At 48.3% G+C, this 22,148-nt stretch carries 15 protein-coding genes; 8 read left to right on the top strand and 7 right to left on the bottom strand.

Annotated elements, in window-relative coordinates; genetic code table 11:
* Positions 1-121: 121 nt before the first annotated feature.
* Both GO755_RS23535 and GO755_RS23530 read right to left on the bottom strand, forming a co-directional pair.
* Positions 122-1,558: a SusD/RagB family nutrient-binding outer membrane lipoprotein gene (locus tag GO755_RS23535; RefSeq protein ID WP_157587748.1), complete on the bottom strand. Its 1,437-nt coding sequence runs from the start codon at positions 1,556-1,558 to the stop codon at positions 122-124.
* 22 nt (positions 1,559-1,580) lie between these two features.
* Complete coding sequence (locus GO755_RS23530) at positions 1,581-4,826, bottom strand: SusC/RagA family TonB-linked outer membrane protein (protein ID WP_157587747.1); 3,246 nt, start codon at positions 4,824-4,826, stop codon at positions 1,581-1,583.
* 499 nt (positions 4,827-5,325) lie between these two features.
* Between GO755_RS23530 and GO755_RS23525 the strand changes: the two genes are divergently transcribed.
* From GO755_RS23525 to GO755_RS23515, 3 genes are all read left to right on the top strand, one after another.
* The gene (locus tag GO755_RS23525; protein ID WP_157587746.1) at positions 5,326-7,089 is read left to right on the top strand and encodes a S41 family peptidase; all 1,764 of its coding nucleotides are present in this window, start codon (positions 5,326-5,328) and stop codon (positions 7,087-7,089) included.
* 441 nt (positions 7,090-7,530) lie between these two features.
* The gene (locus tag GO755_RS23520) at positions 7,531-8,586 is read left to right on the top strand and encodes a DUF4097 family beta strand repeat-containing protein (protein WP_157587745.1); all 1,056 of its coding nucleotides are present in this window, start codon (positions 7,531-7,533) and stop codon (positions 8,584-8,586) included.
* A 115-nt stretch (positions 8,587-8,701) separates the two neighbouring features.
* On the top strand, positions 8,702-9,049 hold the full coding sequence (locus GO755_RS23515) for a hypothetical protein (RefSeq protein WP_157587744.1): 348 nt from the start codon (positions 8,702-8,704) through the stop codon (positions 9,047-9,049).
* 13 nt (positions 9,050-9,062) lie between these two features.
* On the opposite strand, the gene GO755_RS23510 is transcribed toward GO755_RS23515, so the two are convergent.
* Complete coding sequence (locus GO755_RS23510) at positions 9,063-9,620, bottom strand: biopolymer transporter ExbD (protein ID WP_157587743.1); 558 nt, start codon at positions 9,618-9,620, stop codon at positions 9,063-9,065.
* A 101-nt stretch (positions 9,621-9,721) separates the two neighbouring features.
* Between GO755_RS23510 and GO755_RS23505 the strand changes: the two genes are divergently transcribed.
* From GO755_RS23505 to GO755_RS23495, 4 genes are all read left to right on the top strand, one after another.
* Entirely contained in the window at positions 9,722-12,847 is a 3,126-nt protein-coding gene (locus GO755_RS23505) for an FAD-binding and (Fe-S)-binding domain-containing protein (RefSeq protein WP_157587742.1), read from the top strand.
* Between the two features lie 134 nt (positions 12,848-12,981).
* Entirely contained in the window at positions 12,982-13,383 is a 402-nt protein-coding gene (locus tag GO755_RS42045) for a hypothetical protein (RefSeq protein WP_317165947.1), read from the top strand.
* Positions 13,384-13,397: 14 nt separating this feature from the next.
* Entirely contained in the window at positions 13,398-14,027 is a 630-nt protein-coding gene (locus GO755_RS42040; protein ID WP_317165946.1) for a hypothetical protein, read from the top strand.
* A gap of 127 nt (positions 14,028-14,154) precedes the next feature.
* A complete protein-coding gene (locus GO755_RS23495) occupies positions 14,155-14,835 on the top strand; it encodes a 3-keto-disaccharide hydrolase (protein WP_157587741.1) in 681 nt (226 codons plus the stop codon).
* A gap of 161 nt (positions 14,836-14,996) precedes the next feature.
* On the opposite strand, the gene GO755_RS23490 is transcribed toward GO755_RS23495, so the two are convergent.
* Positions 14,997-15,980: a zinc-dependent alcohol dehydrogenase family protein gene (locus tag GO755_RS23490; protein ID WP_157587740.1), complete on the bottom strand. Its 984-nt coding sequence runs from the start codon at positions 15,978-15,980 to the stop codon at positions 14,997-14,999.
* A gap of 110 nt (positions 15,981-16,090) precedes the next feature.
* Between GO755_RS23490 and GO755_RS23485 the strand changes: the two genes are divergently transcribed.
* A complete protein-coding gene (locus GO755_RS23485) occupies positions 16,091-16,948 on the top strand; it encodes a helix-turn-helix domain-containing protein (RefSeq protein ID WP_157587739.1) in 858 nt (285 codons plus the stop codon).
* A 157-nt stretch (positions 16,949-17,105) separates the two neighbouring features.
* Here GO755_RS23485 and GO755_RS23480 read toward each other — a convergent pair whose 3' ends face one another.
* The 3 genes from GO755_RS23480 to GO755_RS23470 all read right to left on the bottom strand — a co-directional run bounded on the left by GO755_RS23480 (position 17,106) and on the right by GO755_RS23470 (position 22,137).
* Positions 17,106-18,992, bottom strand: a complete 1,887-nt coding sequence (locus GO755_RS23480) for an exo-alpha-sialidase (RefSeq protein ID WP_157587738.1) — start codon at positions 18,990-18,992, stop codon at positions 17,106-17,108.
* Positions 18,992-21,286 carry a DUF7133 domain-containing protein gene (locus GO755_RS23475; RefSeq protein WP_157587737.1) on the bottom strand — a complete coding sequence of 765 codons (2,295 nt, stop codon included), beginning with the start codon at positions 21,284-21,286 and terminating at the stop codon, positions 18,992-18,994. Before GO755_RS23475 ends, GO755_RS23480 begins: the two co-directional genes overlap by 1 nt.
* A 212-nt stretch (positions 21,287-21,498) precedes the next feature.
* The gene (locus tag GO755_RS23470) at positions 21,499-22,137 is read right to left on the bottom strand and encodes a 3-keto-disaccharide hydrolase (RefSeq protein ID WP_157587736.1); all 639 of its coding nucleotides are present in this window, start codon (positions 22,135-22,137) and stop codon (positions 21,499-21,501) included.
* Positions 22,138-22,148: the final 11 nt, after the last annotated feature.

The following is a 22,148-nucleotide window of genomic DNA, read 5'->3' as shown; positions in this document are numbered from 1 at the left end:
GGTTGGGTTAATTGTGATTTCTTTCAGGTAACCCACAGCTAAAGCAGTGGGCTGTAGAAGGTTTTTCGTCGATTAATTGCTTTAACTCAATATATCTCTGTGGCTCTGTGGTTAAAAGATGCTATTTATAGATAGCAGGTGCTTCGAACGTGGCGGGTACTGGTTTTGGCGCATTAGCGTTGGAGTTCAGTTCATTTTGTGGGTAAATGAACCGCCAGGGAAGCTGTGTACCGTTGTTAGGTGTGAGTTTGATCCCATAGGCCTCGGCACGGGTCCGACGCTCATCATCCCAGCCTATGTGCTGGCCATAGAACGAAACATACCGTTCTTCCAGAATTTCCCGTAGCAGCGCGTTATCGGCCGTAATGCCATCTGCATTTTCGATACCACCAGTTGCAAAATCAGCCGCTACATACGGGTCATATTTGTATGCCCCAGCCGTCAGATAAGCCGAGTTTATAGTACCACCCGTGTTCAGGAAAGCCCGATACGTGTTCAGATACCCTAAAGCAGCATCAAACCCTTTCCCAGAACGCAAGGCAGACTCAGCCAGCGTCAGAATATTTTCCTGGTACGTAACAAGCGGAAAACTAGCCGTTTGCGCGAAAAAACCCGTTGTGCCCGTCGTATTCGGTTCGATTTTTCCGGGGCTATTAACACCCACTTCTAAATAATAGAACTTATACCGAGCCGTCTCAATCGTTTTCGCATTCCCTCTGTACTTAGCACTCGCTGGATTCAGTAGCGTCGTGTTATAGGCACCTACAGCGTTTATATCGCCGGTACGTGAACTGGCCAAAAAGGAAAAATAGGCGTTCTGATTCACGTTAGCGATATTTCCATGCGGAGCATATAATGAATTGGCGTACGCACTAATCCCAGTCTGGGCGGCCGTATACGCAGCATCATATTGCTTCAGGTCGGTTAGCAACCGGGCTTTCAGTGTATAAGCAGTCTGCGTCCATTTAGTGGCATCGCCCCCAAAGTGAATGTCTTCAGTTGTAACAGTACCTACCCCTGATTTCAGATCGGCAATGGCGTCATCCAGCAAGGCAAGAAGTTTTGTATACACCGTTGCCTGGGGTTCAAAGGACGGGCTGGGATATTTAAGAATATCGCCCGCCTGATCAAATGGAATATCACCCCATAACTGCGTGCCGGTAGCTAATGCATTGGCCCGCAGGATTTTGGCAATGGCAGCCATTTTACGGTTTCCGAGCGCAGTGGCCTTCTCAATCGTGAGCAGGGCGTTGGCGTTCGTTGCCTGATAGACCAGGTTCCAGTCGGCGTCATAAACCCCGGCCGTTACATTGTAATTGTAATAATCCAGCCATTGCCGGTCAGCGCCAGACGCGTAGCCATCCCAGATGGTTGTCAGGCGGCTGGCCATACCCTCCTGGGTGGCCATGTTGGCAATCTCGGTACCGGTAAGCAGCAGGCTACCTGTTGAGGCAGTCGGGTTGTTGGGGTCAACGTTCAGGTTTTCGACAATAGACGAACAGGAGAAGAACTGGAGACCAACCAAAAGAGCAAAAACTGATCTATATGTACGTTTCATAGCAGTGGCTTCTTCGTAAGAATTAGTAATTGATTTTTATGCTGAACAGCAGTGACTTCGTGTTCGGGCTGTTGAAGTAATCCTGCCCGCGCGAGTTGCTGGCGCCATTAAGAGCTGTTTCTGGATCGATACCCACCATTTTAGTCCACAGAACCGGGTTACGGCCTGTTACCGTTACATCGATCGACTGCAACTTGGTTTTCTGACGGAATTTTGGCGAACTGATCGAGTAGCCTACTGAAATTTCGCGGATACGGGTCCAGCTGGCATCGGTAATAAACTGCTCAACCAATGTGCTGAAGCCGCCCCCAATTGAGGTATAGTACGACTGATCGAGTAGAACTGGACCTGCGCCGAAATCCTGGATGTTACCCCGAACGGTGCTTCCTGCGGCAATCGTTTTACCGGCATAGTTCTTCAAGTCTTTCGTCAGCGTTACTTCGTTACCTACATCGGCATGCGTACCGAAATTATAGAGAACCCCTCTTGTACCGTTGTAGAAATCGCCACCCTGGAAGGTCTCAAACAGGACGTTCAAAGAGATTTTCTTGTAGGAAAGATTTGTACCAAAACCACCCCGATAGTCTGGGTTCGGATCGCCAATCACACCAAACTGTGGAGCTACCTGGGGGAAACCATTGGCGTTAAGATTCAGCGCACCAGATTCGGTACGCAGATACGTACCACCGTAAAGCGACGACATCGCGTAACCCACTTTAGCTACCGTACTGGCTGTGCTGCTGAAACCGCCCAACGTAATGATGTCCGTTCCGGCCAGGTTGGTTACCCGGTTGATGTTCCGGCTCACGTTACCGAACACATTCCAGTTAAATCCTTTCTTGTTCAGGATGTTATAGTGGAGTTCCAATTCCCAGCCTTTATTGGTCATCGAACCCGCGTTGGTGTATTTCGAGGTGTAACCCGTTGAACCAGCCGCAGCTACGTTCAGCAACAGGTTGGTAATCTCATTGGAGTAGTACGTGAAACCTGCTGTTAAGCGGTTGTTCAGGAAGCGGAGATCAGTACCCACTTCATATTCTGTTTTCCGTTCAGGTTGCAGAAATGGATCGCCTTGCGTGGCATTGCGTACATATGCTCCGTTACCGTAGCCCGAGCCACTAAGCGTATTGGCCCAGCTGCTAAATGACGCATTTACGTAGGTAGTCGTATTTCTGTAGGCATCTGGCTGTACACCCACGGTACCATACGAAGCACGGAGTTTACCAAACGACAATACTGGATTGTCACGGAATACAGGTAGTTGCGTAAACTGCCAGGCCACGTCGGCTGATGGATAATAGAACGTCGATTTCGTTTGGCTACCGAATGTAGACCCCGACTCCCCAGCCAGCGATGCATTCAAAAAGACCTGATTATAGAGTCCCACATTCAAGGTAGAATAGAGTCGGGCCATCCGGCGGTGCGTGGTAGTCCGGTAAGGCGCATCGTTTGAGGTCAGCGAGTTACCAAAGTTGGCCGGTGCATCTGGAATGATGAAGGTGTTCATCGTTCCGCCCAGGTTCAGGTATTTCCGGTCGTTCAGGTTGAACCCAACGATCAGGGTACTGGTAATGTTCTTACCAAAATCCTTGAAGACACGACCGATCAAGTCACCATTCATCTCCGATTCTTTGTAGATAGCCTCTTCGTAGCTTCCCAAACCGCTGTTGACTGCCGAATTGACCGGATAATTCGTAATCCGGTGATCGGTGTTGGCATCAATACCTCCACGAGCCGTAATATCGAACCAGCTTGCTGGTGTAATGAGTATTTCTGAACTCATAATGAAGCGGTCCACTTCCGAGAAGTTGGTTAGCTGATTGATAGCCCACAACGGATCGTTATAGATTGGGTTCGCCAATGCGCCCAGGTAGTTCCGATACGAACGTTGCCGGTTAGGAATAGCACTGGCCGTTGGCGACGAGAAATAATTACCGATATAATCGCGGCTATCGAAATCAGGTGCCGAACGGAGATAACCAATGTACAGCCCATTTACACTATTACTACGCTGAATCCGGTTCGATGTCGTCCGGGCATAGGTCGCATTGGTAGAGGCTTTGATAATATCATTGAAACGGCGCTCAGAGTTGAACCGGAGGGTCGTCCGGTTGTAATCACTCTGTCCGTTGATAATACCCTTCTGGCGCAGATCGCCAACGCTCAAATAGAAGTTCCCTTTTTCGTTACCACCACTGACAGACAGGTTATTATCAATGTACGTACCCGTCCGGAAAACGGCGTCCTTACGGGCATCATTATAGGTTTCTTTCGAGTTTTTGGTAAGAATTGGGTAGTATGTCTTTCCGCTATAAGCCTCAAAACGGGCACCATTCATATTAACCACATCGTCGCCACCAGCGCGGTTGGAAATTTTGTCGCCCCACGAGTTAGCCACCGTTGGGTTATACACGCCATCTGAGCCCTGACCATAATTGCTCTGTAAAGGATGTAACAGGTTAGGCGTATCGAACGAAACAGTCGTGCTATACGAAATATTGACCTTATCGCTATTAGCCCCTTTCTTGGTCGTAATAACGATTACGCCATTGGCTGCCCGCGAACCCCATAAAGCCGCTGCCGATGCACCTTTCAGGATTTGCATGGATGCAATGTCTTCGGGGTTGATGTCATTCAGACGGGATTGCTGGGTAACGCCAGCCGCACCATCGCCCAGAGTTGAGTTACTGATCGGGATACCATCGACAATAACGAGTGGTTGCGTTGTACCGGTAATCGTGTTTTGGCCCCGAATCTGAATATACGAACCAGCACCAGGATCACCGGCTGATTTCGTAATCTGAACGCCAGCAGCTTTACCAGACATACCGTTGATCACGCCAGTTTCGCCCGAACGAACGATGTCTTTGGCTTCAATTTTCGAGGCTGTAGCACCGCGTTTATCGGCGTTCTCTTTAAATCCTAAGGCACTGACAATCACCTCATCCAGTGAAGTTTCATCATGTTGCAATTTGACTGCAATTGAGCTCTGATTGCCAATAGGCACTTCAGTGGTTTTCATACCAATAAAGGAGTAGACCAGAATCCCGTTTTTTACCAGGTTTTCGGGAATAGAAATGGAGTAAGCTCCTTCTGCGTTTGTTGATGCGCCAATATTTGTGCCCTTAATAACGACGTTCACACCCGGCACTCCGCCGTTGTCGTCGCCTGATGTAACAATCCCTTTGATGACCCGGCTCTGGGCGAAGAGCTGTAGGGGTGCATAAAGAGCAAAAAACAACATGAGTAGTAAACTTCTGTTTCGCATCTCACTTCACAATTAGGTTTATAAAAAGAAAAAATTACAGGTGAATACAGCAACTAATCAGTCATTGTAGCAATGGGTACGTAGTCTATATAAGCGATATTAGAACTCGGGGTAGACGTGCAGCGAAGTCTCTTCTTTGCACACAATTGGACCAATCAATACCTGGTCACTATTAAAATAATACGCGAAGAGCGGATAGATTTTTAATCCAAATATAATCTCACAAAATGAACAATCACAACACTATATTCTGATTATTTTCATAATTCACCAATTATATTCTATTAAAAATATTTATATTCAAATTTAATTTTATATTCTTTAAAATTTACAAAATTTAATCATTATATCCATATAGAATAATACTCAATCTATAGCATCAGGAATTACTTAGCCACTTCTCGTTGTTCACTATTCAGAGTAAAAAGAGGACAAACCGCTCGGTCATATTGCAGTTTCCCATACTTTATGCATCTTTAAGAATCCTAAATCGACTATCATGAACTACCTTTTAGGCTTATTGATATCCACTCTCAGTGTCTACATGCACAGCGTGTATGCCCAGTCTACGTTAACCAGTACACAGGCCTATGAGTATCTACAGAATGAACGAGGTCGCGCCCGAATGGTACAGAAAGGAGCCGACAAGCCACCTATTGACAGTCTGAAGAAAGCAGAGCGTATTTTACAGGATGCGCTGACCTATTATCACCGCGCCGACGTGCAGGAACTGGCAAAGGGAAACGAATCCCTCTTTTACCGAAAAAGTGATATTTCATTCGATCTGGCCCGTATTCAGGCGAAACTGGGGAATAACGAAGCGGCTGCCCAGACTCTGCTCTATCCGTTGACCGGGAAATTTGCCCCCGCTTATGCAGGCTATATTAATGAGCTGGCGGAGTTTACCACGGTCCGGCAGAATCCGAATCTGGTTCCTTTATTAGCCAAAGCACAGGCCGCCGAGCGTTTATTTAATTCAACAGCGCTCAAGACACCTTACAAACCCAATATTAGCGAGGACGAAAAAGTAGCTGGACTCTCGAAATTGTGGTCGGAAGCGAAATATAACTTTGCCTATTTCGACCACATTGCGGATGTAGATTGGGATAAACTCTATCTGGATTATCTCCCGAAAATTCGGGCTACTCATTCTACGGTCGAATACATGCGGGTGCTTCAGTCATTCTGCGCGCAACTCCACGATGGTCATACCGACGTTTGGGCCAGCGATGCGACATTGGCCGATTCAACATCTCGCCAACCGCCTATCTTACCCGTGCTAGTTGACGGAAAAGTACTGGTACAAGAGGTTCGATCAGATAGTTTGGAAAAAACCGGGATTCGGCCCATGCTCGAAATCGTTAGCATCGACGGGCTGCCCGTCAACGAATATGCCGACCGGTTTGTGAAGCCTTATCAAAGCGGTTCAACTCCACAAAACATCGACGTAGCAACTTATACGTATCGGCTGCTGCGAGGGCCCAAAGACAAACCTGTTATGATTACGTTTCGGGAGCCGTCGGGAAAAACGTTTAATCGGATACTACCTCGAACAGGTTATTCAAATCTAAAACAATCACCTGCATTTCGTTTCCGAATTTTGCCCGGCAACGTGGCCTACGTGCAGCTAAACAACTTTGAAAACGATCAGGCTCTCAACGGATTCAAAGCCGCTTTTGATTCGATTGCTACGACAAACGCGCTGATTCTCGATGTTCGACTAAATGGTGGAGGAGATAGCGGTTATGGCTGGAATGTGCTGGGCTATTTGACCGATAAACCGATGCAAACGGGCTCGTATTCATCGCGATTATACAGTCCATTGCGTCGGGCGCGTGGCGAATCGGTTGTGTTTGAGCCGGTGGAGGCAGGAGATAGGAGCTGGCCTGCCAATGGCACGAAATTATACACAAAGCCAGTAGTCGTGCTTACGAGTGGCCGAACATTTTCGGCGGCCGAAGATTTCGCAGTGGTATTCGACGCCATGAAGCGAGGAACAATCATTGGCGAACCTACGGGCGGAAGTACGGGTCAGCCGTTAGCCTTTTCGCTACCCGGTGGCGTAATGGCCCGCGTTTGTACCAAACGAGATATGTATCCCGACGGCACCGAGTGGAATGCCAAAGGAATCCAGCCAGCAGTTTTAGTAAAACCCACTGCCGCCGATTGGCAAGCCGGTCGGGATACGGTGCTGGAAGCTGCCTTGAATTATCTGGGTGTGAAGGAGTCGGCTATTGCGCCTAAAAAGAAGAGTAAGAAATAGTTAACCCAGGCAGCGACTGACCTCACTCGTTCTCGCTTGGCTACGCCGAGTGAGGGTTATTATTTTGACGGCCTCTGGCCGGCATGATGAACAATAATGAACAGAACGGGCCAGAGGCCCTTGAAGGAATAGTGCTCACTCGGCGTAGCCAAGCGAGAACGATTGAGGTCAGTCGCTTCTTAGCCCCTCCCCTTAGTTCAAGGGGAGGGGTTGGGGTGGGGTTACGCTGTCCACCAACGAACAACTCTTGTCCGCCTACGGACATTCCCTATAAACAAAGAGAGAGCAAACAATTGACTATAAGCAACTTATATGAATGGCACATTGCTTGCTACCATACTATTACATCTGTAGATGTTGCTAAAAAGCAGAAGAAATTCAGCACCATGCAACCTTCTTATGCAGACCGGCATCTTTGCTTTATAAATCAAGACAAATCGTATGAAACGCAACCAGTTCTTCCTAACTCTATTGGGCGTAGCCACTTTCTCGCTAACAGCCCTTGCTGATAAACCTAAAGACGATCGGGATACTCCTTACCAAACCAAAACCTTTTCGGGAAACATCAACTCCGTACGGGCCGAAACATCGGGCGGTAGCCTGACCATCGAAGGTGGAACCGACATGAACGCCAAGGTCGAAATGTATGTCCGTGGCAACAACGGAAACGGCAATCTCGACAAATCCGAAATCGAAGATCGGCTCAAAGATTACGACATTTCTATTGCTCAGGAAGGTGGCACCATCGTTGCCACGGCTAAACGCCACAATAACCTTAACAACTGGAAAAATAGCCTGAGCATCAGCTTCAAATTCTACACGCCCCGCAAGGTTACCACAGACCTGCGTACATCGGGCGGCAGCATCCATCTCGCTTCGTTGAGTGGTAATCAGAAATTCCGCACCAGTGGCGGTAGCTTGCACATGAATGATGTAGACGGTGATATCAACGGTCAAACGTCGGGTGGCTCCATTCATTTCGATGGGTGTCAGGCTGGCACCTCCGGTTACCTCGACTTACAAACCTCGGGTGGTTCCATTGAAGGCAAATCGTCAACTGGAAAAATGCGTCTACATACATCGGGTGGTAGCATTCGGCTTTCAGATTTAAAAGGTGATGTCGACGCACAAACCAGTGGTGGTAGTGTGAATGGCGAAAGCCTTGAGGGCGATATTAAAGCCAGCACATCAGGTGGATCGGTTCGGCTGGCTAATGTGGCCGGTAGCATCGACGCCAGCACCAGTGCAGGTGGTGTTGATGTAAGCATTACGAAACTGACCGGCCCTGTTCGGTTATCGACCAGCGCCGGTAGCGTTCGGGTGAAAATGCCTCTTGATAAAGGAATTACGCTGAATTTGAGCGGAAATAGCATTAAAATCCCACTCAACAACTTCAACGGCGATACCGAAAAAGACCGTATTCGAGGTACGTTGAACGGCGGTGGCATCCCTGTAACGCTAACAGCCAGCAGCGGAAGCGTTTATGTAAACCAATAACTCACTGCTACCAGTTACTGTCTCACAGCGTCCTGGTATTCAGTCTGAGCCAATTAATACGACCTGATTAGTGTAATTTTGAGGCCCGCCCGAACATCCGGCGGGCCTTCTTTTTATGTCTATTTCATTTTTCGACAGGCGACTGCTTATCAATCTCGGCCTGACACTTATTAGTAGCGCAATTATTCTATTCTGCATAAAAATCACCCCTGCCATTCACCTCCCCTACTTTGTAGCGACGGCACTCGCCACCGGGCTGGGTTTTCTGGAACCACGAAAGGGCTGGTTTCTGGCGTTGACACAGGCCATCTCTATCTTCTTTGTCTATACCATTTTGTTTCCGACAACTGACAGTCCTTCCGACCGCGACCTTGAGAATTTCGGTCTTTACGGATCTATGATTCTTTCGTTTGTGGGCAGCTTTATTGGTGGATTATTGAAACGGGGACTGGATCGAGGGTAAGAAATTCGCATTGTTAATTCAGATCTAAAGAGCGATAATACGGTGGCACTTTCAGAAATACAGTATCCCCTATAGAGAAGTCGCGCACGAAGATCTGCTCGTAATAGCTCAGCATACGTTGTTCATTCGCGTTGAGTTCAGCGACTAACAGATAAGGTAGATTCCCTGCAAGTTTGAGTTCTTTCAACGCATCCGATACATTTCCGAAAGTGGCAGATCGAGTCGGTTTTATGACAACAGCTACATCTCCAGCAGCCGATTTACCGACAGTCGCCAATAATTTACGAATACCCTCTGGCCGGAAATCAGTTTGTTGTAATTCAGCCATGTCATCTCCATGCCTATACTGCATAAACCCAACTCGGCTGTGGTCCAATAAGAATAAGGTGACTAACTTTTTGGGATAAATAGGCGACTCATATTTATGGCAACCCGTTGGCACAGTAACGCCCATAATTACAGGGCGTTGAATCGCTTTAGTGAACACAAAAAATACAATCAGCAATAGGGCTACGCCCACAAAGGGAGCGAAATCAAGGCGTACGGGCAGATAAGTTCGGCGTGTTGTCATGGCAGTAACGGGCTTTAGCGGATTGATGGTGAAACCGGCTTATTTCCACAAACGCGTGCCGGTTTTTGTATCTTTACAGCCCGTTTGATGCCTTGTCTACTATGTTCCTGATAACCCAAAAAATCCCCTTTGCTACGCTACTTCCCTCCTTTGAGGGTGATCTATATTTCGATGAATCGCCAGAACACACTGCTCAGCGAATTCTGTACGCGACCGATGCGTCGGTGTATCAGGAAATGCCCATCGCGGTGGCATTACCCAAATCGGTTGCCGACATCAAACGATTGCTTCGATTTGCGCAACAACATAACATAGGGTTGATTCCCCGAGCGGCTGGGACTTCACTGGCTGGACAGGTAGTTGGCAGTGGAATTGTCGTCGATATCTCCAAGTATTTCGGAAAAATTCAGGAAATCAACGCCGACGAGCAATGGGTGCGAGTCCAACCGGGCGTGATCCGTGATGATCTGAATGCTTTTCTGAAACCTCACGGTTTACTATTCGGCCCCGAAACGTCGACAGCCAGCCGGGCGATGATTGGCGGCATGATTGGCAACAACTCCTGCGGTTTACACTCCATCATCTGGGGCACCACCCGCGACCACCTGCTCGAAGTTAGAGCAGTCTTAAGCGACGGAGCCGAGGTCACCTTTGGCCCACTCACTCAGGAACAGTTCGACGCGAAATGCAACGGTGAAAACGTCGTAAGCCCACTCGAACAACGGTTGTACGTTCAATTCCGCGACTGGCTCTCCAAACCAGACGTTCGTCAACACATCCGTGAAGGCTACCCAAAACCGACCGTTACACGGCGGAATACGGGTTATGCGCTGGATGCGATGGTGGAGTTTTTTGAAGAGTTCTCCTCATTTCCCTCACCCCCGGCCCCTCTCCCAAAACGGGAGAGGGGAGAAAATGAGGGACTGGTGTCCCCCCTCTCCCGTTTTGGGAGAGGGGCCGGGGGTGAGGGAAATGAGGGCACTTTCAACTTCTCCCAACTCATTGCTGGCTCCGAAGGTACTCTTTGCTTCATCACCGAAGCGAAACTCAATCTACTCCCGCTGCCACCGAAAGAAACGGCATTAGTTTGTGCTCATTTCCAAACTATTCGGCAATCGCTTGAAGCGAATCTGGTGGCGCTGGCGCATAACTGCTCGGCATCGGAGTTGGTTGATGATTACATTCTGCAACTGACTAAAACCAACATTGAGCAGCTCAAAAACCGAGCATTTGTAGAAGGCGATCCAAAGGCTATCCTGATGGTAGAATTTTTCGACGATACGAAAGAAGGCGTTGCGCAGAAGGCCGAACGATTTGTGGCGGAATTGAAAGCGAAAGGATTAGGCTATACGTACCCGATTCTGTTCGATGAAGACACCAAAAAGCCGTGGGCACTTCGTAAGGCGGGGTTGAGTATTATGTATAATATCCCCGGCGACGAAAAGCCAGCCAACGTCATCGAAGACACCGCCGTAGACGTTCACGACCTACCCGATTACATCGATGAACTGGACAAAATGGCGTGGGAACAGCACGGTTTGAAACTTGAATATTCTGCCCATGCCGGCGCGGGTGAAATCCACGTATTGCCACTTATTAATCTTAAGTCTTCTAAAGGCCGGACTAATTTTCGGGCGTTGCTATTGGACACGGCGACGCTGGTCAAAAAATACGGTGGCTCCCTCTCCGGTGAGCATGGCGATGGGCGACTGCGGGGCGAGTGCATTGCGTTTATGCTCGGGCCCGAAAACTTCCAGTTGTGCAAGGATGTCAAAGACCTTTGGGACCCGCACAACACATTCAATCCCGGCAAAGTGGTCAATACGCCACCGATGAACGAGTCACTACGTTCGGAAGCGGATGTGATTATTCCGCAACCAAAAACCATTTTCGACTTCTCGAAGGATGGTGGTATGCTCGAATTAGCCGAAAAGTGCTCCGGCTCCGGCGACTGTAGAAAAACCGAAATCTCGGGAGGAACGATGTGCCCGAGCTACATGGCCACCCGACGCGAGCACGACACGACACGAGCACGGGCCAATATTCTGCGGCATTTTTACAGTAATCAATCTACGCCAACTGAGAACGATTTCGAAGCTGTCAAAGACGTTCTGGATTTATGTCTGTCGTGTAAAGCCTGTAAAGCCGAATGCCCATCGAGCGTGGACATGGCACGAATGAAAGCCGAGTTTACCCAACAGAAATACAAGGAAAGCGGTATTCCGGTGCGCGCACGCTTGATTGGCAATTTTACCCGCTTGATGAAAATGGCCAGTCTTGTTCCCTGGGCCTACAATGGATTTTATGAAACCGCTGCCTTGCGTCGGATCGCCAATCGTGCCGTTGGTTTCCACCCCGATCGTACCATGCCCGAAATGGCAAAGACGACTTTGCGAAAATGGTGGTGGGAGCAGAAAAAGGAAGAAAACGAACGGATAGGTCGAGAAAATCGCAACAATTATTCGCCCTCGTTTCTTCCGGATTCACCAGAATCCAAGTCAGGTTCTGTTCTAATTTTTGCCGATGAATTCACCAATTACAACGATGTAGAAGTTGGCCAAAAAGCGATTCAGTTGCTGGAACGTTTAGGCTACACCGTCGCGCTTCCTAACCATGTTGAAAGTGGCCGGACGTATTTATCGAAAGGGTTAGTAGACGAAGCGAAGAAACTGGCGATTCGCAACGTCACTATCTTCAAAGACCTCATCACCGACGAAACTCCACTAATTGGTCTGGAACCTTCAGCCATTCTGACCTTCCGGGATGAATATCCTGACCTCGTTCCAGACGAGTTAAAAGCCGATGCGCTACGTATCGCCAAAAATGTCTTTCTGTTCGAAGAGTGGCTCGCTCGTGAAGCTGACGCCGGTCGCATTGACCGTAGTTTATTTACGACTAAATCGGAATTGGTGAAGGTGCACGGACACTGCCATCAGAAGGCCTTATCGTCAATGATTCCAGTTAAGAAGGTATTATCCTTGCCTCAAAATTATAATGTCCAGCTAATTCCGTCGGGCTGTTGCGGCATGGCGGGTTCGTTTGGGTTTGAGACCGAACATTACGACTTGTCGATGCAAATTGGCGAATTGGTCTTGTTCCCAGCCGTTCGCAAGGCTGAAGATGCCATTATCTCAGCCGCTGGCACCAGTTGTCGCCACCAGATCAAAGACGGAACTGGTCGTAAAGCCCAACATCCCGCCGAGATTTTGTTCGATGCATTGAAGTAATTTCTTTTCTGACAGGATTTACAGAATTTTTCTGAGCCTATAAATAGACAATCCTATTCATCCGGTAAATCCTGTCAGAAAAACCTTTTGCGTTCTTAGTAGTTCTTCATAAACCTCAAACATTCACAGTTATCATGGAAAATTCAAATTCTTCAGCCCTTAGCGACGGAGCACAACAAGCCAATCTGGTTTCCAACGAAAATGCGGAAGCGATGTTCGGTGCCGACCAGGGCGAAACAAATATGGTTAAACTCGTGGATGGCAAATTAACGCCCATTGGCGATACAGACGACGACGTAGTAGATGGCCAACTTGCCAATCGGTATAGTTCCGATGAAGAACGAAGCTTGCAAGGGGACCAATTGAGAGGAAAAACATACGAAAATTCAGACTCAGCCCAATACGCTGATGCGGGAATCGACGATGAAGCCATCCCACATGCGTCAAACACAACAGCAGACATTGCCGAAGCCGATATTACGGGAAATCCTGATGCTGGAGCAACGGCCAATACGGGTTTGCCTTCTGAAGATTAGCTAACAACAAAACCATGAAAACCACATCAACAAATTCATTCGGCGGCTGGAATGTCATTTCGGGAAGTACACCGATGGGTGACATGATTCCCGAAACACCAGGCACGATTCCAGAAACGCCACAAGTACCTGGCCCAACGCAGCCTGGTATTCCGGAAACGCCACCCAGCCCGCCGGTACCCGGTCCCGAAATCCCTGATCTGCCGAGTACGCCTAAGCCAGCTGTACCCGACATCCGTGATAGCAATTCGCCGGGACTGAGCACCTTTACGTCAGCAGGGCCGAGTGTTGTCCCTTCAAATGGGCCAAAACCGGACGGACACGTAGCGGAAACTAAGTACGAAGGCTTACCGGAAGCAGCAAAGGCTGCTCCCGGCTCGGAGGAAGGCATGGAAGACAAGCCTGATACCGGCGACTCGGCTCGTCCGTATGATGTAAACGCTAAAGATCCTGCCGAAAATCAGCCAGGAGAGCGGCCTGAAGAGGCAAAGGAAGCCCAGAAGCTTCCGCGCGAGATGGCCGACGAAAGTAGTATTGCAGCACAGGATATGATTTCGGGACCAGACCGTTCTGATCAGAAATCAACCGAAGGCCTCGACCGCAAATACAACGATCCGGAAGCCGCCCGCGAAATGGCGAGTTGATATGTTTTAAACGCAAAGAGCGCAAAGGAAGGCGCAAAGACCGCTAAGAATTTTTCTCGGCGACCTTTGCTTCTCCTTTGCGCTCTTTGCGTTTAAAACATACCTTTAATAGCAAATTCTAAACTACATGAAAAAGTTACTCCTACCCTGCCTGCTGCTGAGTGCAATGGCCTTTGCAGCTCCTCCAAAATGGACATCATTGTTTGATGGAAAGACAATAAAAGGCTGGCACAGTTACCATAAAGATGGCGTTGTTGGCTGGTATGTTGAAGACGGTGCCCTAACGCCCGACGGTACAGGTGGTGATCTGGTAACCGATAAAGAGTACGAAAACTTTGAACTGGAATTTGAGTTCAAAATCCCCAAAGGCAGCAACAGTGGTGTTGTCTACAAAATAATCGACAGTCCCGACATCAAATCGACTTATATGTCCGGCCCGGAGTATCAGGTGATCGACGATAAGGGGTATGTAGATGGAGACGGCAAGCCGTACAAACTCAAAGACACACAGCTGTCAGGTGCCAATTATGATATGATTCCGCCAGCAGACCTGAATGCGGTAAAACCAGCTGGTGAGTGGAACAAAGGCCGGATTATGGTGAATAACAACCACGTGGAGCATTTCCTGAACGGCAAAAAAGTATCCGACTACGAATATGGTTCCGATGCCTGGAAAGCGCTGGTCGCCAAAAGCAAATTCGCCAACTGGCCTTATGCAACACCGCACGCAAAAGGCAAAATTGCCCTCCAAAATCATAGTCCAAAAGAGCGCGTCTGGTATAAAAACATCCAGATTCGGGAGTTGTAGGCTATCTAACTTTCAATAAAAAAGCCGCTATGACTCTGTATGTAGCGGCTTTTTTTTCTGTCATTCCGACGTTAGGAGGAATCTCAAAGTCCTATATCAGTCAACCTTGAGATTCCTCCTAACGTCGGAATGACAGAAAAAAAAGAACTGCGAGTTCACTGTCAATCAACATCAATGATTACTTTTCCCTTTGCTGTCCGTTGCTCCATCGCCGTATAAGCATCGGCTATTGTCTCAAAGGTATATCGTTTGTCATCGATAAATGGGCTTAGCTTTCCAGCTTCCACTAAGGCGGTTGCCTCCTTTAAGATTGCGCCCTGATGTGCCCGTCCTTTACCCGAGATCAACGGATATAAAGTAAATACGCCTGAGTAAGTAGCTCCTCGAAATGATAAAGGAGCCAGGCTATGCGTACCCCAGCCTAAAATACTAATGATGTGCCCTGTATATTGTTTGACAGCGTTAAAGGAAGCATCCAGCACAGTGCTGCCAACGGTATCTAAAATAATATCAAACCCTTCTCCAGCCGTAAACTCCTGTACGTAGGCATCAACCGAGAACCCCGTATGATCAATAGGGATAGCACCATATTGTTTAACAAATTCACTTTTTTCGGGGCTAACGGTGGCAAAAACCTGTGCGCCTTTTGCTTTCGCTAGCTGTATGGCGATATGCCCTACTCCACCGGCTCCGCCCTGAATCAATACCGTTTTTCCCGACTGTACATTAGCTCTGTCTACCAGACCCTCCCAGGCCGTAATAAAAATCAACGGTAAGGCAGCAGCTTCGCGCATAGTTAGATTTTCAGGTTTTAACGCCAGCAGATTAGCATCTACTGCGGCATATTCGGCCAGCGAACCCTGAATACCAGCAATTCCACCAATCATACCATATACCTCATCGCCGGGTTTAAAGCTGGTTACTCCTTCTCCAACGGCTTCCACGACACCCGCCATATCAATTCCTAATACAGCTGGCAATCGGGTTTGCGTATGTGCAGCCTGGCCTGCTTTGATTTTTAAGTCCAGCGGATTTACACCACTGGCGCTGATTTTCACTAATACCTGTCCCTGACCGGCTATTGGCTTCTCTAGATCACTTACCTGAAAGGAAGTGTTGTACTCTTCCAGAATGAGCGCTTTCATAGTAATGCTACTTTTGGTAGATTATCCTGCTTGATTGAACGCATCAAAGGTCAGGAGAAAGGGCCCACAACCAGTTGCATTTTTACATACTTTAGGGGTACATTTATACCATGATTAAAGATCATTTGCACGAACCATTCGAACTCGTGCTGAGAGAGTTTATGGATGAATGTCCTCGTGGCAAACATGCCCATACTTTCTTTGAACTAATTTACATAGTCGCGGGTACCGGGCGGCAATGCATTAACGAGATCGAATTTGGTTATGGGCCGGGTAATCTATTCCTGGTTGCCCCGAACGATACACACATTTTTAAGATCGAAACAACGTCTCGTTTCTTCTTCATCCGTTTTAACAATGTGTTTGTAAAAGCCTCGAAACGGGATAATGAGCTGATTGAACGGCTAGAGTTAATTCTGCAAAATTCGCGTCATGAACCTGGTTGTATCATAAAAAACGAAGCCGATCGGCGGGCAGTCACTCATTTAATGGACATCATTATCCACGAACATTTGAATAATGATCTGTACCATAAAGAGCTGATCGGGCAGTTGGTAAATACCTTGCTGGTTCTTATTGCCCGAAACATTTCGCAGGCGTTTCCTGTGGCTATTGATGAAACCAGTGAAGAAAAAGCGGTGGATATTCTTCAGTACATCCAATCCAATATTTACTATCCCGAAAAATTAAGGGTCGAGGCTATCAGCGAGCAGCTAGGTATATCAGAAACGTATGTAGGGCGCTATTTTAAGAAACATACGAATGAAACGCTACAGCAGTACATTCAACAGTATAAGTTGAAGTTGGTCGAAAACCGTTTACTGCACAGCAACATGCGCATTACAGAAATAGCGGATGAATTCGGTTTTACCGACAAGAGTCATTTGAACCGGATATTTAAGAAATACAGAGGTGTCAACCCTACTGATTTCAGGCAATCGTCCAGAGCCGTACTAGCTGCCAGATAGTATACGTACATTCTATCTGATCTCACAAACGAGTGAATAAATCCAAAAGAAGATTAAGTGGAGAAGAAGAAAACCGACATGCCAAAGGATGAGGCTTTACTAAATACCAACCTACCTAAAAGGTAACTTTTAGTGAGCGCCTAGCTCAATGAGCTGATTACTTTTTTTGTGCGTTGTAGTTGCCAATAGCTTCTGAAATAGTTAACGCCCGATTATAGACCAAAACCTGCCTGATTTGCCCATCAAGGGAAGCACCCAATGTCAATTGCCGGGCACCCACCACCGATTTCAGGTACGGACTAAACCGACCCCAGCCAAATTGTCGGGTATCGCCCCCATCGTTCAAAATTCCATCAACCACAAAAGCGATGATTTTGGGACCTCCGTCGACAATGATACTAACATAATGAGGCTTATTAACCGTTAGCAAACGTTCGTCACAGGCCCAGGACGATTGCGTGCGTCCGTCGTTCAGCACCAGTTCAATCGTTTTCTTATCTGTAGTCTGCACATACCAGCCTTTGCCAGTGCTGTCGCGAGTGTCGGCTAAAATCTGATTGGCGGTTAATTTTTTCAGCGTAAATGCCAGATCAATAGTAAAGCCGTTGGGAACACTCATGCCCGGTTGCTCCAGTTTTTTGGTGTCTCGTTTGTAAAACTCGGGCAGCGTTGGAGCCGCAACGGTCTGAGGAAAATTGCCTTTCTGGTACGACCAGTTGAGAATCAGCCCATCGATTGCTTTGCTTCGGTTATCGAATTGACCCCAAAGCTTGGTCAGCAGACTCTCGTCGATTTTGTGGACTCGGGCAATATCCTTCTGTGTTTCGGTCATGTAATACGCGCCCTTGTCTTCAACCAGATCAGGATAACTCATCCGAATCAGCGGATCATCGTCATACAGCAAAATTTCGGGCTGTGTCCAGCGAATGATTTTCCCTTTGGGCGAATCGGCTTCGATGCCACCTAACACCCAGGCTGGATTTCGGTCTTCGTACGCCATATTCCGGCGGTTCGGGTGATCGCGGATGAAGCGCCCGCCGTGGTTGTGAAACCAATACAGGAACTTCCCGTTCTCACATTTCCAGGCAAAATTGGCCGCTCTCGGATGTTTAACCAGTCGACCATTAGCGTAGCGTAAATACTGCGGGGTATCCCAGCTATGACCACCATCCCGGCTATAGGTATAAACCGGGTGCCCGTCGATGGTTCGGTAAACGCAATAGAACGTACCATCACTCAGGACCGAGAAACTCTGCTCTTCGGCAATCGGACCGCCTATAGTTGGCGGAGTCCGTAGCCCAATATCACCATCGGGCAAGGTGCTCCAGGTTGCCTGTGCAGGATCTGATAGAGTCAACAAATTGGGGCTCCGCAGCAAGGCTCCTTCGCTCGACGTAAAAAAACCGACGCCAAAACCGCCCACCTTATGCACAGGTACGAAAGCCGCTCCTTTATCGACAAACGCCCGACCAACATTCCAGAAATACTGAATTTTGCCCTGATAAGGATTCTTTCGGTCAATCTCGAAGTTGCGAATGGGTATCGTCACTCGCTTGTCTGACCAACTTTTGCCGTTATCGTCGGAGTATTTGAAAACAAAATACCCTTGACTATCCACCCGTTTGACCAGTCCATCCTGATAAGGCGGATTGTCGCCCTTTACGGCCCGGATGTTATCGGTATTGTGATTGTAAAACACGAAAATCCGACCCGATGGTGCTTTGAGCAGCACCGCATACGAGGCTTCGGGACCATCGCCGGGTTCGACATCGCGCTTATCAGTCCAGGTTTTGCCCTGATCGAGGCTTCGTTGCGTAATAATATGTTGGCCCGATGCTCCTTCATGACCCGTTCCGGTGGTTAGCACGCATAACCATGCTCCATCGTTGGTTTTTACGATATACGGCTGGTCGCTATAGGTTTCGTCGGGGATAATCATTCCGGTTGAAATGTGCCGATTATCCTGAGCATAGCCCGAAAAATGAGAAATTACACTAGCCAGAAAGGCCAGCAGAATGCCTAAATTCCTTACGAATATTGTCATCACTTCTTGCTCTGTCGCAATAGATCGCGTTCTTTGATCAACTCATCCCAGGTCCAGGGTTTTGTTCGACTAGCCGTTTGTTCCCGGACTTTTTTGACCTGCTCCGGTTTAACGATAACGAAGTTATTCATATACCCCGACGACATTTCCGGGAAGCTCTGCATTCCAAGCTCCAACCGAACATAGGTAAGCACCGACGCAATCCATTCATCGCTATTGGTGCCCATGGGCGGCATTAGTTCGTGATACGTAACCCCCTCAACGGGCCCGGTCAAACCCTGAAGCAGGATCTTGATAACTTCGTCACGATTTTCCAGCAATTTGAATTTCCCGGCCAGATGAGGAGCGATTTTCGTGGGTGTCCCTTGCCCCTGCGATCCGTGGCAGGTGGCACATAGCGCCGTAAAAATCTGAGCGCCCTCCCGTACCAATTGCCGATCTGCGGGGTTCAAAGCTGCTAACCGACTACTGCCGATTTTTCGGATCTCTTCCGCTTTTTTCAGCGTACGCTCGATGCCCGTAAGCACGACATTATCAGCATGTCCGGTCAGAACTGATTGCGCAATTGCTTTTGCTTTATCGGCTTTGCTGTACGAAAGTGACAACACCAGTTGCGAAAGAACATCGTAGCTATCGCCGTTTTTTAGCGACTCCAACTTGTCGAGCAATTGGGCATCGTTCTTTTTAATCCAAGGTTCACTGAGCCATACGGCTGTTTTGCGTACTTCCGGATTAGGGTCGCTTAGCGTAGTCAGTACGATTGGTTTGTCAATGGCGTCAAGCCCCTCCAGTGTCCAGAGTGCATGCATTCGGGTAATGACGGATGGCTGTTCGAGTAATGGGCCTTTTTCGCCCAGGGCAATTTGTTTGAGCGATGCGATCACGGATTTATCGTTTCGGACAATGATTTCTTTTTGGGCATTGTCTCGCCACCAGCCATTCGGATGCGCCAGGTAGGTGATCAGTTTAGGCGTCGGGTCGCTCAATAGTTTGGGCGCAATTCCAGGCTTCATGCCATCGTAGACCAGCCGATAAATTCGCCCCCGCTGTATATTCTTGTCCAGCCCTTTGGACCTGATCTGATCGTAGAGATAACTGCCCGGCTGCGCCCAGGTCGATTCCTGAATGATGCCCCGGTACATATCCACGATATACAGACAGCCATCTGGCCCCGTGTAGGTGTTGATGGGCCGAAAGTTCATGTCGGTCGATGAGATGAATTCGTCCTGATGGTAGACATTGGACAGCAGAACTTTCCCGTCTTTGTTCTGAATATTGGCCCGTCGGATAACACGGGCAACGGGTTCAGCTACGATATAATCACCGAAAATACTGTTCGGGAGCCGATCTCCCCGGAAAACAGACTGCCCACAGATGGACGTAAAATCGGCCATAGTACTATCTGGACGTAGGGTTTTAGGACCACCATTCACATCGGGCGTTTTGATTGCCGACCAGACGTGGTTAAAGCCTTCTTCAAACGCATCCGGGAAATCAAGCTGACCATAAGCTGGATTGATCTGGAAGCCCGAAGCCGCAATGCCGGCAGCTGCCCGACTGAAAAATACCCGTCCGTAATCATCGTGCGTCAAGCCCCATTGACCAGCGGCATTAGGCAGCGTATCCGCTTTCAATACCCCATTTTTGTACCGATAGCGGATCGGATCGATAGTTTCGTAAATCCAGTTATCCAGGTTCCAGTCCAGACCGCTACGTTGGTGTTCTACGTTGCCAAACGCCTTCCGTTTACTTTGGAACACGGGTCTTTTTTTATCGGCTTTGCCATCGCCGTTAGTGTCCCGATAGGCATAAATATCGTAGGAATCCGTTTCATTGACGAGTAGTTCATGGCCGACGGTTAGAATAGCGCGGGGCATCAATAAGTGATCGATAAACACCGAACTTTTGTCCATTTTGCCATCGCCGTTAGTGTCCTCCAGGAGCATAACCCGGCTGTGGGGCTGGCTTTGGCCCGTGGCCAGTACGGTTTGCATGTAGGTTTCCATTTGCGCCACATACAAACGGGCGTTTCCATCCCATGCCAGAGCAACCGGTTCTGAAATCATCGGTTCACTAGCCACCAGTTCAAGATGATAACCCTTGGGCAATCGAAACGTTTTCATGCTTTCATTCGGCGAAAGCGGAACCGTAGATGGAGTTTGACTAACCGTACGGGGCGTTTCGAACGGGTCCTCCTGCAAAATGGTATTGATACTATCCGAATATCGGGCAGCAGCAAGGCACAATACCGAAATAAGAATGCTAATGCTAGCAATCCAGAAAGTACGTTTCATGATGAGAGATATAGACTATTTTTTTGACAGAATTCACAGGATAAAACAGGATTTTATTACTCATCCCCGTTGCTGTATCCCCACAGCAACCTCTCCGGTAGGTTAGACTATGGCTGTCGCACGGGTTGCTGTGGGGACACAGCAACGGGGATGGATTTCTATTTCCAGTTTTTTAATCCTGTCCATCCTGCAAATCCTGTCGAAAAGAAAAATTAAGGCAGTTCTTCGAGCGTAATATCTTTATAGGCAACCTGCGTCACCCCAGCTCCGTGAATTTGAAGGCCAATCAACCCCGACTGAGGAATGCTTTCGTCTGATTCGGTATACTCGACCGTTTGGTTACCATTCACATACAGACGAATACGCCGATTTTCGGCCCGAATTTCGTACGTATTCCAGTCGGCAACTTTTACCCATTTGGTCATTTGGACGGAATCAGGTTGGACCAGCGTTACCTTCCGGCGCGATTCGTCGTACAGGCTTCCCCAGTATTTGGGACCCCAATCGGCCTGGTAGCCAATCATTTCGTAAGGCGGATTCGTGAGCCGTTTGCTGCGGAATTGTATGCCCGCGTTGACAAACCCTTTGGTACCCGTCAGCTTGACTTTCAGCCGCATCACAAAGTTGGCGTAGCTGCGGGTGGTACACAGAAAATCGTTATGCGGGGCCATCTGATCTGGTCGCCCGGCGGCAATTGTACCATTTTCGATTCGCCAGGTATTTACGGTATCCCCTTCCCATCCTCGAAAGGTTTTGCCGTCAAAAAGCGAAACGGATTTTTTGGCAGGAGCAGGCAAAAAGCCCGTCAGAAACAGGATTGTAATCGCAGAAACAAACAGAAAAGTTTTCATCAGATAGCTTT

The sequence above is a fragment of the Spirosoma arboris genome (assembly GCF_009754945.1).
GTDB classification, from domain to species: domain Bacteria; phylum Bacteroidota; class Bacteroidia; order Cytophagales; family Spirosomataceae; genus Spirosoma; species Spirosoma arboris.
The sequence above is the reverse complement of the archived record's forward strand: the minus strand, read 5'-3'. Positions and strand labels throughout refer to the sequence as shown.

Coding starts and splice junctions, on each gene's coding strand:
- GO755_RS23515 (WP_157587744.1), top strand. CDS start 8,702: ATGTCTATTTCATTTTTCGACAGGCGACTGCTTATCAATCTCGGCCTG.
- GO755_RS23495 (WP_157587741.1), top strand. CDS start 14,155: ATGAAAAAGTTACTCCTACCCTGCCTGCTGCTGAGTGCAATGGCCTTT.
- GO755_RS23535 (WP_157587748.1), bottom strand. CDS start 1,558: ATGAAACGTACATATAGATCAGTTTTTGCTCTTTTGGTTGGTCTCCAG.
- GO755_RS23530 (WP_157587747.1), bottom strand. CDS start 4,826: ATGCGAAACAGAAGTTTACTACTCATGTTGTTTTTTGCTCTTTATGCA.
- GO755_RS23525 (WP_157587746.1), top strand. CDS start 5,326: ATGAACTACCTTTTAGGCTTATTGATATCCACTCTCAGTGTCTACATG.
- GO755_RS23510 (WP_157587743.1), bottom strand. CDS start 9,620: ATGACAACACGCCGAACTTATCTGCCCGTACGCCTTGATTTCGCTCCC.
- GO755_RS23480 (WP_157587738.1), bottom strand. CDS start 18,992: ATGACAATATTCGTAAGGAATTTAGGCATTCTGCTGGCCTTTCTGGCT.
- GO755_RS23485 (WP_157587739.1), top strand. CDS start 16,091: ATGATTAAAGATCATTTGCACGAACCATTCGAACTCGTGCTGAGAGAG.
- GO755_RS23475 (WP_157587737.1), bottom strand. CDS start 21,286: ATGAAACGTACTTTCTGGATTGCTAGCATTAGCATTCTTATTTCGGTA.
- GO755_RS23520 (WP_157587745.1), top strand. CDS start 7,531: ATGAAACGCAACCAGTTCTTCCTAACTCTATTGGGCGTAGCCACTTTC.
- GO755_RS23470 (WP_157587736.1), bottom strand. CDS start 22,137: ATGAAAACTTTTCTGTTTGTTTCTGCGATTACAATCCTGTTTCTGACG.
- GO755_RS23490 (WP_157587740.1), bottom strand. CDS start 15,980: ATGAAAGCGCTCATTCTGGAAGAGTACAACACTTCCTTTCAGGTAAGT.
- GO755_RS42040 (WP_317165946.1), top strand. CDS start 13,398: ATGAAAACCACATCAACAAATTCATTCGGCGGCTGGAATGTCATTTCG.
- GO755_RS42045 (WP_317165947.1), top strand. CDS start 12,982: ATGGAAAATTCAAATTCTTCAGCCCTTAGCGACGGAGCACAACAAGCC.
- GO755_RS23505 (WP_157587742.1), top strand. CDS start 9,722: ATGTTCCTGATAACCCAAAAAATCCCCTTTGCTACGCTACTTCCCTCC.